The 1121-nt window shown below is 74.7% G+C and carries 1 protein-coding gene; it reads right to left on the bottom strand.

Translation table 11 applies throughout. The features are described 5' to 3' along the window. The coding region (locus AC5LSR_RS18280) for a serine/threonine-protein kinase (protein WP_493468726.1) at nt 1–954 on the bottom strand (954 nt) is incomplete at its 3' end. Between the last annotated feature and the right edge of the window lie 167 nt (nt 955–1121).

Below are 1121 nucleotides of genomic sequence, written 5' to 3'. Positions count from 1 at the left end.
CGGCTGGCCGATGTTGGCGGTCGGCGCGACGCCCGGGCGGGCCTGGCCGCTCGGGAACGGCGGCGGCGCGGCGGCCGGCTGCTGGACGGCGGCCCGCAGGTCGTCGTCCAGGCGGAGGGTGATGCCGGCGCGGGCGGCCCAGCCCGGGCCGTACACGGCGGCGGCGCGGGCCAGCTCCAGGGCGAAGGCGTGGGCGGACGGCTGGCGGGTGGCCGGGTCCTTGGCCAGCGCCCGCATGATCACCGCGGCTACCGGCGCGGGCACGCCGGCCGGCGAGGCGGGAACGGTGTAGATGTGGTGCTGGGCGAGCACGGTCGGCGGCAGGGCGGGGTCGAACGGCGGCGCGCCGCCCAGCAGCTCGTAGAGCATCACGCCCAGGGCGTACAGGTCGGTGGCCGGGCTCAGCCGCCTGGCGAGGAGCTGCTCGGGGGCCATGTACCGGGGGGTGCCGACGATCGCGCTGGCGGTGGTCGCGGACCCTTCCACCAGTTTCGCGATGCCGAAGTCGGTGACCTTCAGCAGCCCGGCGGCGTCGAACAGGATGTTGTCGGGTTTGATGTCGCGGTGCAGGACGCCCCGCTGGTGCGCGCTGCCCAGCGCCGCGGCCACCGCCAGCCCGACCGCGCAGGCGGCCTCGGGCGGTATGCCGGCCCGGCGGCGGGTCAGGGTGCCGCCGCCGAGCAGCTCCATGACGATCAGATGGAGGTCGCCGGCGGGGATGGAGTCGTAGACCCGCACCACGTGCGGATGGTCGAGGGCGGCGAGCAGGCGCGCCTCGGCCCGGCTGCTCGCCGCGGCCTCGTCGGTGCCCGCGGGCAGGATCTTGATGGCCACCGGGCGGTCCAGCTCGCGGTGCCGGCCCTTGACCACCAGCCCGAAGGCCCCCCGGCCGAGGATCTCGCCGAGCTCGTAGGCGGGCAGCGCCGCGGCGACCTGCGCCTCGTTGATGATCACGATGTGCCAATCACGATGTGGGAGCTGTCATGCGCCGACCACGGCGTCCACCGTTCATCATGCCGAATCCCCCAATATCCCTGTACGACGCGTGATCCTAGCGCCGTCCGTCACATCCGCCCGACCCTCCCGACGAAATCGACGAGGACGACCGCGCCCGACCGCGA

The sequence above is a fragment of the Protofrankia sp. CiP1_Cm_nod4 genome, assembly GCF_982290645.1.
The sequence above is the reverse complement of the archived record's forward strand: the minus strand, read 5'-3'. Positions and strand labels throughout refer to the sequence as shown.